The 13,095-nt window shown below is 65.8% G+C and carries 14 protein-coding genes; 4 read left to right on the forward strand and 10 right to left on the reverse strand.

All coding sequences use genetic code 11. The features are described 5' to 3' along the window. Positions 1-18: 18 nt before the first annotated feature. Complete coding sequence (locus MUB46_RS14600; RefSeq protein ID WP_261616671.1) at positions 19-1,686, forward strand: NAD-dependent malic enzyme; 1,668 nt, start codon at positions 19-21, stop codon at positions 1,684-1,686. Positions 1,687-1,742: 56 nt separating this feature from the next. Beyond that, positions 1,743-2,636, forward strand: coding sequence for an NAD(P)-dependent oxidoreductase (locus MUB46_RS14605; protein WP_261616672.1), 894 nt, complete (start codon positions 1,743-1,745; stop codon positions 2,634-2,636). Between the two features lie 90 nt (positions 2,637-2,726). Here MUB46_RS14605 and MUB46_RS14610 read toward each other — a convergent pair whose 3' ends face one another. Further along, positions 2,727-3,476, reverse strand: coding sequence for an SDR family NAD(P)-dependent oxidoreductase (locus MUB46_RS14610; RefSeq protein WP_261616673.1), 750 nt, complete (start codon positions 3,474-3,476; stop codon positions 2,727-2,729). A 16-nt stretch (positions 3,477-3,492) separates the two neighbouring features. Next, on the reverse strand, positions 3,493-4,758 hold the full coding sequence (otnK, locus tag MUB46_RS14615; RefSeq protein ID WP_261616674.1) for a 3-oxo-tetronate kinase: 1,266 nt from the start codon (positions 4,756-4,758) through the stop codon (positions 3,493-3,495). A gap of 201 nt (positions 4,759-4,959) precedes the next feature. Between otnK and MUB46_RS14620 the strand changes: the two genes are divergently transcribed. Beyond that, entirely contained in the window at positions 4,960-6,063 is a 1,104-nt protein-coding gene (locus MUB46_RS14620) for an isocitrate/isopropylmalate dehydrogenase family protein (protein WP_261616675.1), read from the forward strand. Positions 6,064-6,082: 19 nt separating this feature from the next. On the opposite strand, the gene MUB46_RS14625 is transcribed toward MUB46_RS14620, so the two are convergent. Continuing rightward, entirely contained in the window at positions 6,083-6,979 is an 897-nt protein-coding gene (locus MUB46_RS14625) for an NAD(P)-dependent oxidoreductase (RefSeq protein ID WP_261616676.1), read from the reverse strand. Positions 6,980-6,983: 4 nt separating this feature from the next. Continuing rightward, positions 6,984-7,319 carry a carboxymuconolactone decarboxylase family protein gene (locus tag MUB46_RS14630; RefSeq protein WP_261616677.1) on the reverse strand — a complete coding sequence of 112 codons (336 nt, stop codon included), beginning with the start codon at positions 7,317-7,319 and terminating at the stop codon, positions 6,984-6,986. Between the two features lie 164 nt (positions 7,320-7,483). Here MUB46_RS14630 and MUB46_RS14635 point away from each other — a divergent pair, with 164 nt between their 5' ends. After that, on the forward strand, positions 7,484-8,026 hold the full coding sequence (locus MUB46_RS14635) for a hypothetical protein (protein ID WP_261616678.1): 543 nt from the start codon (positions 7,484-7,486) through the stop codon (positions 8,024-8,026). Positions 8,027-8,595: 569 nt separating this feature from the next. On the opposite strand, the gene MUB46_RS14640 is transcribed toward MUB46_RS14635, so the two are convergent. From MUB46_RS14640 to MUB46_RS14665, 6 genes are read right to left on the reverse strand one after another with little or no spacing between them, the layout of a single operon-like run. Next, positions 8,596-9,123, reverse strand: a complete 528-nt coding sequence (locus MUB46_RS14640) for a 2,4'-dihydroxyacetophenone dioxygenase family protein (protein ID WP_261616679.1) — start codon at positions 9,121-9,123, stop codon at positions 8,596-8,598. 10 nt (positions 9,124-9,133) lie between these two features. Next, on the reverse strand, positions 9,134-9,838 hold the full coding sequence (locus tag MUB46_RS14645; RefSeq protein ID WP_261616680.1) for an SDR family NAD(P)-dependent oxidoreductase: 705 nt from the start codon (positions 9,836-9,838) through the stop codon (positions 9,134-9,136). Positions 9,839-9,841: 3 nt separating this feature from the next. Further along, a complete protein-coding gene (locus MUB46_RS14650; protein ID WP_261616681.1) occupies positions 9,842-10,759 on the reverse strand; it encodes a sugar kinase in 918 nt (305 codons plus the stop codon). A 46-nt stretch (positions 10,760-10,805) separates the two neighbouring features. Continuing rightward, a complete protein-coding gene (locus MUB46_RS14655) occupies positions 10,806-11,456 on the reverse strand; it encodes an RraA family protein (RefSeq protein WP_261616682.1) in 651 nt (216 codons plus the stop codon). 18 nt (positions 11,457-11,474) lie between these two features. Continuing rightward, positions 11,475-12,116: a bifunctional 4-hydroxy-2-oxoglutarate aldolase/2-dehydro-3-deoxy-phosphogluconate aldolase gene (locus MUB46_RS14660; RefSeq protein WP_261616683.1), complete on the reverse strand. Its 642-nt coding sequence runs from the start codon at positions 12,114-12,116 to the stop codon at positions 11,475-11,477. Continuing rightward, on the reverse strand, positions 12,110-13,078 hold the full coding sequence (locus MUB46_RS14665) for a C-terminal binding protein (RefSeq protein ID WP_261616684.1): 969 nt from the start codon (positions 13,076-13,078) through the stop codon (positions 12,110-12,112). The genes MUB46_RS14660 and MUB46_RS14665 overlap by 7 nt, the downstream gene beginning before the upstream one ends. Positions 13,079-13,095: the final 17 nt, after the last annotated feature.

The following is a 13,095-nucleotide window of genomic DNA, read 5'->3' on the forward strand; positions in this document are numbered from 1 at the left end:
GGGCACACGGAGAGCACCATGAGATCCGGAAAATCGCATCGAGGCACGGACAAGCGCGGCGTCGACCGTATAGAGGATCCGTTCCTCAACAAGGGAACGGCCTTCACCGAGGCCGAACGGCGCGAATGGGGCCTCCTCGGGCTGCTTCCGCCGCATATCGAAACGCTTGAGGAGCAGGCCGAGCGTGCCTACGAGGCGTTCTCCACGAAGGATAGCCCGATCGAGAAGCACATCTTCCTGCGCCAGCTGCAGGACGAGAACGAGACGCTTTTCTATCGACTGCTCCTGGAGCATGTCGAAGAGATGATGCCGGTCGTCTATACGCCGGTGGTCGGCGAGGCTTGCCAGAAATTCAGCCACATCTACCGGCGTCCGCGCGGTCTGTTCCTGTCCTATCCGCACCGCGATGTCCTGGGCGACATCCTCGCTGAGATAGACCGCGACATCGACGTCATCGTCGTCACCGACGGCGAGCGCATCCTGGGTCTCGGCGACCAGGGCGCGGGCGGCATGGGCATACCGATCGGCAAGCTGTCGCTCTACACCCTGTGCGGCGGCGTCCATCCGTCCCGCACGCTGCCGATCCTGCTCGATCTGGGCACCAACAACCAGGAACGGCTGGAGGACCCGCGCTACATCGGTTGGCGCCACGAGCGCATCAAGGGCGCCGACTATGACGATTTCGTCGACCGCTTCGTCCAGGCGGTGAAGGCGCGCTTCCCGAACGTGCTGCTGCAATGGGAGGACTTCGCGTCCGTCGACGCCGAGCGCATCCTCGCGCGCTACCGCAACGACCTGTGCACCTTCAACGACGACATCCAGGGCACGGCCGCCGTCACCACCGGGACGATCCTGGCGGCGATCGCTGCGGCTGGCGGCAAGCTCGAGGACCAGCGGTTCGGCATGCTGGGTGCAGGCTCGGCCGGCATCGGCATCACCGGGCAATTGATCGGCGCCCTGAAGAAGAAGGGCGTCAGCGAGGAAGACGCGATCTCGCGCTTCTACATCATGGATATCAACGGCCTGCTGCACGACGCCCGCGAGGACCTCGATGCGGTCCGCAAGCCGCTCGCCCAGAAGGCCGAAGCCGTGAAGGAATGGGGCAAGGACCTCACCCAGGCGATCGGCCTTGCCGACGTTGTCCGGCACGCCAGGCCGACCGTACTGGTCGGTGCGACCGGGCAGGCCGGTGCCTTTACCGAGGACGTGGTGCGCGAGATGGCCAGCTACGCGGAACGGCCCGTGATCTTTCCGCTGTCCAATCCCACTTCGCGCGCCGAAGCGACGCCGGCCGACTTGATGACCTGGACAGACGGCAAGGCGGTGGTCGCCACCGGCAGCCCGTTCGCTCCTGTCGTGCACGAGGGTGAGACGCACGTGATCGCCCAGTGCAACAACAGCTACGTCTTCCCGGCCATGGGGCTCGGCATCATCGCCGTCGGAGCCCGGCGCGTCACCGACACCATGTTCATGGCGGCCGCCGAGGCCCTGATGGAGGTGTCGCCGGCGCTGAGCGATCCGCACGGCTCTCTGCTGCCCCCGCTGAAGGACATCCGCACGGTGTCGCGCCACATCGCAGTCGCCGTGGCGAGGCAGGCGCAGCAGGACGGCGTTGCAGATCCGATGACACCGGAGAAACTCGAACAGGCCATCGACCAAACCATGTGGACGCCTGCCTACGATTGACGGGCGGCCCGGCCGATGGCGCGCATCTGAACGGAGAACCGACAGGGAGACGAGCTATGGGCGACAAGCGTATCGGTTTCATTGGCGTTGGCCTCATGGGCCACGGCATGGCCAGCAACATCGTCGAGAAGGGGTGGCCGCTCACCGTGATGGGCCACCGCAACCGCGCGCCGGTCGAGGACCTTGTGAGCCGCGGCGCATTGGAGGCGAAGACGCCCCGGGAAATGGCCGAGGCGTCCGATATCCTGTTCCTGTGCGTGACCGGCAGCCCGCAGATCGAGGATCTGATGCGCCGCTCCGACGGTATCCTGGCCGGGGCGCATGACGGCCTCATCGTCGTCGATACCTCCACGGCGATCCCGGATTCCACCATCTCGCTTGCGGCCGAACTGGAAGCCAAGGGCGCGGCCATGGCCGACGCGCCGCTCGGCGGCACGCCCGCGCAGGCCGAGGCGGGCGAGCTATCGGCGATGGTCGGTGCGAGCCCGCAGGTGTTCGCCGCGATCGAGCCTGTGCTCCAGGCCTGGGCGGCCAAGGTCGTCCATCTTGGACCCGTGGGCGACGGCCACAAGATGAAGCTGCTCAACAACTTCCTGTCGCTCGGCTACGGTGCGCTCTATGCCGAGGCGCTTGCCGTCGCCCGCAAGGTCGGCATCAGTGCCCAGACCTTCGACAGCGTCATCCGCGGCAGCCGCATGGATTGCGGTTTCTACCAGACCTTCATCCAGTACTCGCTGACCGGTGACCGCGACGTCCACAAGTTCACGCTCTCGAACGCGCACAAGGACCTGCGCTACCTCGCCGCGATGGCCAACGAGGCCGTCATAGCCAACCACATCGGCGCGGCGGCGAAGAACACCTATGCTTATGCCGAGGCGATCGGCCGCGGCGGCGACTATGTACCGTTCCTGGCCGAGATCATCGCCGAGGCGAACGGGGTTAAAACCTAGCCGGAGCCGCGTTCGCCATCCCGCGTCGCGGTCGCCCCCGGTCGCAGCCGCGAACGCGGGAGCGATCGGGTTGATGCGAGCCGGCTGGCGTCAATAGGTCGCCCGGCCGCCGGATATGTCGAGAACCGCGCCGGTCGTGAACGAGCATTCCGCCGACGCGGCGAAAGCGGCGAGCGCCGCGATCTCGTCGACCATGACGAAGCGGCGGCGCGGGATCTTCGACAGCATGTAGCCGATGTGCTCTTCGCTCATCTGGTCGAAGATCGGCGTCTTGGCAGCGGCAGGCGTTATGCAGTTGACTGAGATGTCGTATTCGGCGAGCTCCTTGCCGAGCGACTTGGTGAGCGCGATCACGCCCGCCTTGGACGCCGAGTAGGCCGAGGCGCTCGGGTTGCCCTCCTTACCCGCGACCGACGCGATGTTGACGATGCGCCCGTAGTTGTTGCGGATCATTGCCGGGACGATCGCCCGGCAGCAGTGGAATGTGCCGGTCAGGTTGATCGCCATGATCTGGTTCCAGTCCGCGACGGGATAGTCCCAAGTTAGCGCGTTCGGCCCGGCGATGCCGGCATTGTTCACCAGGATATCGATCTGGCCTTCTGTCTCGAGCACGTTGTCGCGGGCGGCCTCCACCGCGTGGATATCGGTGATCTCGGCGTCCATCCCGCGCGCCTGCGCGCCGATGGACTCGGCCGTCTTCTGTGCGCCGATGCCGTCGCGGTCCCAGATTACCACCCTGGCGCCGGACTCGGCGAAGCGCCGGGCGATTGCTTCGCCGATGCCCTGCCGCCCTCCGGTCACCACCGCGACTTTGCCGTCGAGATCGATCCTGTTGGTCATGTGCGTTTCCTTGTTTTCAGTTGAGCCTGTCCCAGGCCTTGATGAAGAAGTCTTCGGCACCGAAGTTACCCGACTTCAGCGCCAGGACCATGTCGTCGGTCCCGATCGCGCGAGTCCAGGGAACGCCGGGGGCGATCTGCGGGCCGATTTCGAGCATGGCCACGCCGAGCCCACCGACGACGGCGCCCGATGTCTCGCCGCCGGCAACGATCAGCCTGGTGAACCCGTTCGCGCGAAGCCCCCTGGCGACATCCGCCAGCGTTCGTTCGATGATGTCCCCGGAAGCCTCCCGGCCGAGCGTCTCCTGCGCCGTGCGGACGGCGTCGGGCTCGTCGCTCGAGTAAACCAGGACAGGGGCCTCGGCGGGCTGCCGAAGAGCCCAGGACAGGATCGTCGCGGCGCTCTGGCGGCTTTCGGCGAGGTCCTGCGGCGCGATGCGCAGCGCCGGAATGCCGGCCCCTATTGCAGCGCGAACCTGGCCGCGTGTCGCCTGCGAGCAGCTTCCGGCAAGGATCGCGGCGCGGCCGATCGGCGCGGCCATTCGTGCGGGCGTTTCGGCCGGCGAAAACGCGCCCGTGGCGACGAAGTTCCGTGGCAGGCCGATGGCGACACCGGATCCGCCGGTGATCAGCGCGAAGTCCCTGGCCGCTGCGCCGATCTCGATGAGATGCCGGTCCGTGATGGCGTCGACGACGAGGATCTTCTCGCCGCGCTTCCTAGCCTCGGCGAAAGCCGAAGCAATCGCCTCTCGCCCTGCGTCGACGGCGGGGTAGGGTACGAGCCCGACCTTCAAAGTCGTCTGCCGTTGCAGGACGCGCACGAGATTGGAATCGCGCATCGGCGTTAGCGGATGGTCGCGCATCGAGCTTTCGGCGAGCGGAACGTCGCCGACGAACAGGTTGCCCATATAGATGGTGCGGGCATTGGTCGGGAAGGCCGGACAGGCGAGCGTCAGGTCTGCGCCCGTCAGCGCCATCAGGGCTTCGCTGACCGGTCCGATATTGCCCTGGTCGGTGGAGTCGAACGTCGAGCAGTACTTGAAGAACAGCTGGCGGCAGCCCGCCGCTCGAAGCGCTTTGGCACTGGCGAGCGACATCGCGATCGCCTCGGCAGCGGGAATGGTGCGCGACTTCAGCGCGACGACCACGGCGTCATAATCTGCGAGCGACGCCGGGTCGTCCGGAACGTCGATGACCTGGATCGTGCGCATTCCGCCGGCCGTCAGCGTCAAAGCGAGATCCGTCGCGCCGGTCAGGTCGTCGGCGACAGCGCCAATGAGCATCGTTCCCCCCGTTTGCGTTTCGGGCCTTGCTCGGGGCCCCGCGATTGCCCGACCATCGCAATGTGTATACATCAGTGAATACGTTGCGTGCGACGTCCAAGAGCAGTCACGTTCCGGATATAGCACGCCTTGAGTTCATCCGAAGACCGGACCCGGCGCGGGAGTCGCAATAGGGGGCGGCACGAAGGCAAGGCATTGGTCATGAGTCCGACGCGCGAGTTCCGCATAGCCGTGTTTCCCGGAGACGGGATCGGTCTCGAGATCACCGAGCCGTGTATGGCCGTCGTCGATGCCGCCGCCAGCCGTGTCGGTGGATTGCGACTGGCCTACGAGACCCTGCCGGCCGGGGCCGGCACCTATCAGCAGGTCGGCACGGCCTTGCCGGATGCATCGATTGATGCGGCCCGCGCCGCCGATGCGATCCTTCTCGCCGCGGCGGGCCTGCCCGATATCCGCTATCCCGACGGCACCGAGATCGCGCCCCAGATCGAGCTTCGGTCGATCCTCGATCTCTATGCGGGGGTCAGGCCGGTTCGCTCGATCCCCGGCGTGCCGTCGCCGCTTGCCGATCCACGCGGCTCGCGGCTCGATTTCGTCGTCGTCCGCGAGTCGACCGAAGGCCTGTTCGTCTCCCACCGCAAGGGAACCGTCCGGGAGGACAACGAGGCGGAAGACCGATTGCTCGTCACACGGAGGGGGACGGAACGGGTCGTCGACGCGGCGATGCGCATTGCAGCGACGCGGATGACGCGAGGCGGCAAGGGTCATGTGACCTGCGTCGACAAGGCCAATGTGTTTGCCTCCTACGCCTTCTTCCGAAAGATCTTCGACGAGCGCGCTGCGCTGCATCCGCGGCTGACCGTCGACCACGTCTACATCGATGCCTCGACCCTCGATTTCGTCGGCCGGCCGTGGCGCTTCGACGTCATCGTCACCGAGAACATGTTCGGCGACATCCTGTCGGATCTCGGCGCCGGCCTGATCGGCGGAATGGGCTTTGCGCCCTCGGCGGATATCGGCGACCGCTCTGCCGTGTTCCAGCCCTGCCACGGCACGGCACCCGACATAGCGGGGCAGGGCAGGGCCAACCCGACGGCGATGTTCCTGTCGGGTGCGATGATGCTCGAATGGCTTGCCGAGCAACACGACGAACCGAAAGCCGAAACCGCCGCCGCGACCATCCGCGCGGCGGTCGACGATACGTTTGCGAACGGTATGAGGACCTGGGAGATCGGCGGACAATCGGGGGTGCGCGAGGTGACGGATGCCGTCCTGTCGCGCATCAAGGAGGTGGCGCCGGCGTAGGCCGGACACGCGAGGCCAGTCAGTCCCTAATCGCCTTCGAGGCCCAGTACGGCGCCGCGCGGGTGTGGTCCGCGTTCGGGCCTACGCCGTCGCGGGCCTCTGCCCAGCGGTCGCGGACGAGACGGCTCACCGGCGCGTCGATCCCGATCTGCTCGCCGAGATCCGAGGCGATCCCAACATCCTTCGCCAACAGCCCGGCGGCGAAGCCGGACCCGTAGCGGCCGCTCAGGATCTCCTGCTTCAACAGGTTCTCCGTGCAGAAGCTCTTGCCGGTCGAGACGTTGAAGATGTCGGCCATCACCTCCGGGTCGAGCCCGAAACGCTCGCCGATCAGGACCGCCTCGCTCATCGCGGCAAACGAGGTCGCGGCGAGGTAGTTGTTGAGCGCCTTCATGGCGTGGCCGCATCCGAGCGGTCCGACGTCGAAGAGGCGATCGCCCATCGCCGAAAGGACCGGTCTGGCCGCGGCCACCGCGTCGGCTTCTCCGCCGATCATGATCGCCAGCGTGCCGTTCTCCGCGCGGACGACGCCGCCGGATACCGGCGCGTCGACGAGACGGATCCCGAGTTCGGCGAGGTCGTTGCCGAGCCTGCGGGTGCCGACCGGCTCCGCCGAGCTCATGTCGATGACGATCGCGCCGGACTTGAGATGAGCTGCCGCACCGCCTTCCTCGGCTTCCAGCAGCGAATGACGGACCTCTTTGCCGGTGGGGAGCATCGTGACGACAAACGCGCAGCCCGCGAAATCTCCCAGCGAACCGGCGGCAGTCGCGCCGAACTCGGCCGCGAACCTTTGGGCCCGTTGCGGATCGAGGTCGTAAGCGGTCACCACATGACCCGCGCGAACGAGATTGGCGGCCATCGGCCAACCCATGTTGCCGATGCCGACGAATCCGACGTGTGCCTTGCCTGTCATGGCGTCAATCCAGCCCGAGTTCCTTCAGCACTTCCGAAGCGGAGCGAAAGGCTTCGACCCCGCGCGGAATACCGCAGTACACCATGGCATGACGAAGCACTTCGCCGATCTCTTCCTTGGAGACGCCATTGGCGAGTGCGCCTCGGACGTGGACCTTCAATTCGTGTGGGCGGCCCTGGGCGACCAGGATGCCGAGTGTCACCATGCTGCGGGCCTTGCGCGACAGTCCTTCGCGGGTCCATGTCTCGCCGAAGCAATAGCGGGTGACGACCTCCTGCATCGGCCAGACGAAGTCGCTGGCCGCATTGATCTGGTCTTCACCGCCCTCGGATCCCCACATGGCATGGCGAACCTCAAGCCCGGCGGCAAATACCGGATCTGCCGCCGAGACCGCGTCTGCCCGCGACTTCTTCGAACGGACCTTTGGGGAAGCCGTCCGTTTCAGCGCGTCATTTTTTTTTGGCGGCCGGCTTCCTGGCTGCCGGCTTCCTGGCGACTGTCTTCTTGGCAGTCGTCGCCTTGGTCGTTGTTGCCTTGGCGGCTGTCTTTGCGGCCGGCTTTTTCGCGGCGGCTGCCTTCTTGACCGCGGGCTTCTTGGCGGCGGTGGCCTTGGCGGCCGGCTTCTTCGCAGCGGTGGTCTTCTTGGCCGCCGGCGCCTTAGCAGCGGCTGTCTTTGCGGCCGGCTTCTTCGTGGTTGTGGTCTTCTTGGCGGCCGCGGTCTTCGTTGCCGTCGTCTTCTTCGCCGCTGCGGTCTTAGTCGCCGCCGGCTTCTTCGCGGTCGTGGTTTTCTTCGCCGCCGCGGCCTTGGTCGCCGCTGGCTTCTTTGCAGCCGCAGTCGTCTTCGCGGCGGTGGTCTTCTTGGCTGCGGTCTTCTTTGCCGGTGCCGCTTTCTTCGCCGCGCTGGCGACAGCCTTCTTCGCCGGAGCAGCCCGCTTGGCGGCGGTGGTAGTCTTGCGTGCCGGGGTCTTCGGAGTCGTCGAAGCGGTCTTCTTCGTCCTTGGTTTCGTGGCCATGTTCCTCGCCCTTTCAAGATCAGCGAATTGTTAGCCGTAGTCTATTCGGCTAATCAACTGATTCGCTGGATAATGCGAGGAATTATGGCGAATTAAATGAACACAACGTAACCTTCGGAACCGGAAAATGTCGCCGATTTTGCGCGTTTCGAGAGCGATGACATGCCGCGTTGATGATTGCCGCGAGGTGTCGGCAGCGGCATGGGCGCTCTCGTCTGGAAGCCATGTCCGGCGGCCTCGACGTGCGCCGGAGAAGCCGGCGGACGTCATGCCGGTCGGCCCGTTAGTCTTTGGAACAACTTGCAAAAACGGGAAAATCTGCGGTGCTCGTTTTGAGCCGAGATCTCCTCATTCCTGATTGAAGTTGCGCCAAAGTTTCCGCAGTCGATTGGCGTCGAACCGATGTCGTCGCCTCGTATTGGATTTCGGTTCACCTCGCTGTTCCGATGATGTCGGGGGCGTGGTGTCCTACCAAATGATTAGTTGATGGCCGAAAGGGTGCGGCGGTCCGGATCGGTCGCCTTCGAACAATTCCGCACCCTCTGCGGCGAGTGCCATCTTGCTACGCTGAATGGCGTCGGGTGACGCCGTGCCGGGTGCGGGTCAGCGGATGAACTGGTCGACGTAGTCCGCGCCGAGACCGACTTCGCTGTAGTGCTTCCGGCACATCTCGATCTTGGTGAAGACATCCTCGTATCCCATCGTCTTGCCATAGGGGTCGACGTAGAGCATGACGCCGTTCACCTGGAAGTACGTGATCATCTCCTCGACATCGTCGGGCACGACGAGCGTGTGCGTCTCCCCGGGGGGCTCGAAGACGTAGCCGCCCTCTCGCGCTTCCCAATCGTGTTCGAGGTAATACCAGCGGCCCTTGAGGACAAATCCGTGAACGGGCTGCGGATGCCGATGTCGCGACAGGACGCCGGACTTGCGCACGCGCAGCAGGTTCATCCAGTAGCCTTGCGAGCGGTTCAGGCAGAGCGGTCGGAAGGACACGTTCTCGGCCTGTGGAACCCAGATCCGCTCGTCCTCCGCGATCGCGTCGGGAATGACGATCTCGTCCTGCGCATCCTGGGGGAAGGGCAGTTGGTAGGGCGTTCGGGGATCGGTGTCAGACGTTTCGACGGGCATGGTGTTCTCCTCAGATCGCGGAATAGCCGCCGTCGACGGGGTACACGGCGCCGGTGACGAACGAAGCGTCGTTCGACACGAGCCACGCGACCAAAGCTCCGACCTCGGCCGGCCGTCCCCAGCGGTCCATGGGTGTTCGTTCAAGTATCGGTTTGTTGCGTGCCGGATCGGCGCGCAACGCCTCCGTCATCTCGGTCTCGATCCAGCCCGGTGCGACCGCATTCACGCGAATGCCGTCGCTCGCCCACTTTCCGGCAAGTGCCTTCGTGAGCTGCGCGACACCGCCCTTGGAGGCGGAATACGCCGGGACGAGCGGTCCCCCGAAATAGCTCAGCATGGACGCCGTATTGACGATCGCGCCTTTGGAAGCCGAAAGCAGTGGCTGCGCCGCGAGGCAGGTCCTCATGGTTCCGGTCAGGTTGATGTCGATCACGGTCTCGAACACGTCGATCTCGTATTCGGCACCGCGCGCCAGGATGCCGGCACAGTTGACGAGGGCGTCGAGCCGGTCGAGGCCGGCAAAGAAACGGTTCACCGCATCCGTGTCGCGAACATCCAGCACGGCGCAGCGCGTTCCGGGGTGATCGGCCGCGTAGGTCTCCACCTCCTCGCGTCCGACGCCTGTCGCCGTGATCGACCAGTCCTTGCCGGCCAGAACGTCGGCGATCCCGGCACCGATGCCGCGTGTGCCGCCTATGATGACTGCGTGTTTCACTGGCTAGTCCTGTTCCTGCAGAAAGGCATCGACGGCGACCTTGCGGGGCATCGGTGCCACGGCGCCGTAGCCGAGGGTGGACAACGCGGCCGCGGCGTTCGCGAAGCGGGCGGCGGTGAACGGATCGTCCCCCGCGACGACGCGGGACAGGAAGGCGCCGTCAAAGGCATCGCCCGCCGCGGTGGCGTCGACGGCCACGACCTGTCGGCCGCCGATCCGCCGGCGTTCGTCGGCGGTTGCGATCAGCGTGCCCTCCGGCCCCAGAGTCAGGGCGACAATTCCGCAGCCCAACCCGAGATAGAAGTCGGCGATGGCGTCGGGATCCTCCAGCCCGGTGAGCTGTCGGGCGTCCTCCAGGCCGGGCAGGGCGATGTCGGCGCGGGCCATGGCCGCATGCGTCACCGCGCGGGCCCGTTCGATCGGCCATAGCTTGAGGCGCAGGTTGGTGTCGTAGGAAATGCTGCCGCCTGCCGCCTTGACGATCTCGATCGCCGAGAACACCGCGTCGGCCGCCGTCGTCGAGATCGCCTGGCTGATGCCCGAGACGTGCAGGATCCTGGCGGCCTTGAGAGCGTCGACCGGAAGGTCGTCGGGACCCATGCGGCTGGATGCCGAGCCGGCGCGGAAGTAGCTGAACTCGTGCCCGTCGGGTCCGTGCGTGACGAAGTAGATGCCGGTGTGGGCATCAGACACCTGCCTGACGGTCGTGGTGTCCACGCCCTCCGTCCGCCACAGAGCCATGAACGAGTTGCCGAAGGTGTCGGCGCCGACATGGGTGATGTAGCCGACACGCGCACCCAGCCGCGCGGCGGCGATCGCACAGTTGGACGTATCGCCGCCGTGTCCGGGCAGATAGTTCCCGTCCGGCTGCTGGTTGAATTCCAGCATTGGTTCGCCGAGGCAGAGAATGTCGGGTGTCATAGGACGTTTCCCCTCGTTACTGGATGCGCGGACGGCAACGGCATTCCTAGATCCGGCCGTACCGGGCCAGACCGTCGCGCAGCGACTTGCTTTCGATGATCAGTTTGGCCTGCTCGGCTTCGCGCATGTCGATTTCCTGCGCCATCTCGAGAACGGCCTCGGCGTGCTGGCGCGGAACGACGACGACGCCGTCGATGTCACCAACGATGAGATCGCCGGGATGGACGATCACGCCGCCCATGTCGACTTCGATGTTCGAAGCGAGTGTCTTGGCGCGACCCAGCGTCGTACCGGGGCACACGGTCCGCGAGTAGATCGGGAAATCGTAGTCGCGCCGGATCTCGACGATGTCGCGGATCCCGCCGTCGAGCACGGCAGCCTCGTGTTTGTTGGCGACTGCGCCGGCGGCCATCAGGCCACCCCAGATCGCCACGTCGACCTTGCCGTTGGTCGAGATCACGATAACGGACCCCGCGTCCGCCTCGTCGATCGCGTCCAGTGCGTGCTGTGGCGGCACGAACTCGTCGGTCGGGCCTTCCAGAACCGTAACCGCCGGGCCGACGATCTTGTTCTCGTTGATGCGCGGGCGGATCTCGTGACTGAGGAGTCCGGATTTTCCGGCCACCTTGTCGACGGCGTCGGCAACCGAAGCGGTCGCGACCTTGCGGAATCCGGCGACGAGTTCGTCTAGGGTCATGTCAGTGTCCTCGTTCTTTCAGGCTTGGGAAAATTGAATGGCGGACAAGGCGGCTCGGATCTGATCACGAGCCTCGTCGGTTCGTCCTGCTTCGAGTGCCTTCGCCGGCAGAAGATTCCCGCCTATCCCCACGCAGATGGCGCCGGCGTCCAGGTAGGCCTGCGCGGTCTCGGGCGAGACGCCGCCGGTCGGCATGATCGGGATATGCGGAAAGACCGCGCGAATCGCCTTCAGGAATCCTGGCCCGCCCGCGGCATCGGCCGGAAACACCTTGACCACCGCTGCGCCGGCTTCGGCGTGATGCAGGATCTCGCCGGGCGTCATGGCGCCCGGAAGATAGGGGATGCCGCCCTTCAGGGCGGTTCTGGCAGCGCCGTCGTTCCAGCACGGCGAAACCAGGAACTCGGCGCCTGCGCCGATGGCGGCGTCCGCGTCGTCCGCCGAAAGCACGGTGCCGGCGCCGATGCAGGCATTCGGGAACCGATCGCGCAGGGTGGCGATCAGCGCGATCGCGCCGGGCACGGTCATTGTTATCTCGAGTATGGAGACGCCTTCCGCCGCCAGCAGCCCGCACGCCTGTTCGGCAATTCCAGGGTCGTCATGGCGGATCACGGGCACGACGCGCGCGGCGCGCAATCTGTCGATGAAACGATCTACCATCGGTTCACCCAGCTCATCGGCGGCTCTCCGGTCAACACGCGCTTCACTTCACTGGCGGCGTTCGTCTGGAGCACCGCGACGGACCGTTCCGAGTACCAGGCGGTGTGATCGGTAATCACCGTGTTGGGCGCGGACAGCAGCGGGTTGTCCGGCGAGACGGGTTCGGATTCGAACACGTCTATGCCGGCACCGAAAATCCTGCCTTCGTGCAATGCGGCGGCGAGGGCGGCTTCGTCGACCAGTCCGCCGCGGGATACGTTGACGACGATGGACTGGGGCTTCATCAGCGCGATCTTTCCCCCGTCCAGGATATGGCGGGTGTCTTCGGTCAAAGGCGCGTGGAGGCTGACGACGTCGGCCAGTCTGCACAGCGTATCGAGGTCGACGAGGTCGACGTCGGCGGATGCCGCGCGCTCCGCGCTCAGATACGGGTCGAACGCCAGCACGCGCCCGAAGCCGAGGGCCCGGAACTTCCCGGCCGTGGCCAGGCCGATGCGGCCGCAGCCGATGAGGCCGAGCGTCGCATTCTCCCGGCTCGGAATCGTCTCGCTCTGTCCGATGCCCCACTTGCCGAGGCGCACGTCCCGGTCACGGCCGGGAATGCGGCGCTGGACCGACAGATACAGCGCCAGGGCATGTTCGCTGACCTCGTTGTCCGCGCCGTAGTCGGGGATGTTGGCCACATAGATGCCCCGGCGCGACGCGCAGTCCAGATCGATATTGTCGACGCCCACTCCATAGCGGACGACGACCTTGAGGCTCGGGCAGCTGCCGAACTCGGCGGCGGTCACGGGGCGCTCGCGCACCATGACCGCCACCGGATCGAGCTCGCGCAGGGCGGAGACCGCGTCGCTGCCGACACCCACCGGGACGACCCGGACATCCTGTTCGGACAGGATGGTCCGTTCGGTATCATAGGTGGCGTAGCCCGGTTCCAGAACGGCAACCGTTCGTGTCGGCATGACGTGGACTCGCTGCA

Source organism: Microbaculum marinisediminis, assembly GCF_025397915.1.
Lineage (GTDB): Bacteria > Pseudomonadota > Alphaproteobacteria > Rhizobiales > Tepidamorphaceae > Microbaculum > Microbaculum marinisediminis.

Bases quoted from the DNA above. Each gene is read 5' to 3' on its own strand.
- MUB46_RS14625 (WP_261616676.1), bottom strand. From the start codon at position 6,979: ATGACAGGCAAGGCACACGTCGGATTCGTCGGCATCGGCAACATGGGT.
- MUB46_RS14605 (WP_261616672.1), top strand. From the start codon at position 1,743: ATGGGCGACAAGCGTATCGGTTTCATTGGCGTTGGCCTCATGGGCCAC.
- MUB46_RS14650 (WP_261616681.1), bottom strand. From the start codon at position 10,759: ATGACACCCGACATTCTCTGCCTCGGCGAACCAATGCTGGAATTCAAC.
- MUB46_RS14640 (WP_261616679.1), bottom strand. From the start codon at position 9,123: ATGCCCGTCGAAACGTCTGACACCGATCCCCGAACGCCCTACCAACTG.
- MUB46_RS14600 (WP_261616671.1), top strand. From the start codon at position 19: ATGAGATCCGGAAAATCGCATCGAGGCACGGACAAGCGCGGCGTCGAC.
- otnK (WP_261616674.1), bottom strand. From the start codon at position 4,758: ATGCTCATTGGCGCTGTCGCCGACGACCTGACCGGCGCGACGGATCTC.
- MUB46_RS14660 (WP_261616683.1), bottom strand. From the start codon at position 12,116: ATGGTAGATCGTTTCATCGACAGATTGCGCGCCGCGCGCGTCGTGCCC.
- MUB46_RS14665 (WP_261616684.1), bottom strand. From the start codon at position 13,078: ATGCCGACACGAACGGTTGCCGTTCTGGAACCGGGCTACGCCACCTAT.
- MUB46_RS14610 (WP_261616673.1), bottom strand. From the start codon at position 3,476: ATGACCAACAGGATCGATCTCGACGGCAAAGTCGCGGTGGTGACCGGA.
- MUB46_RS14620 (WP_261616675.1), top strand. From the start codon at position 4,960: ATGAGTCCGACGCGCGAGTTCCGCATAGCCGTGTTTCCCGGAGACGGG.
- MUB46_RS14630 (WP_261616677.1), bottom strand. From the start codon at position 7,319: ATGTGGGGATCCGAGGGCGGTGAAGACCAGATCAATGCGGCCAGCGAC.
- MUB46_RS14655 (WP_261616682.1), bottom strand. From the start codon at position 11,456: ATGACCCTAGACGAACTCGTCGCCGGATTCCGCAAGGTCGCGACCGCT.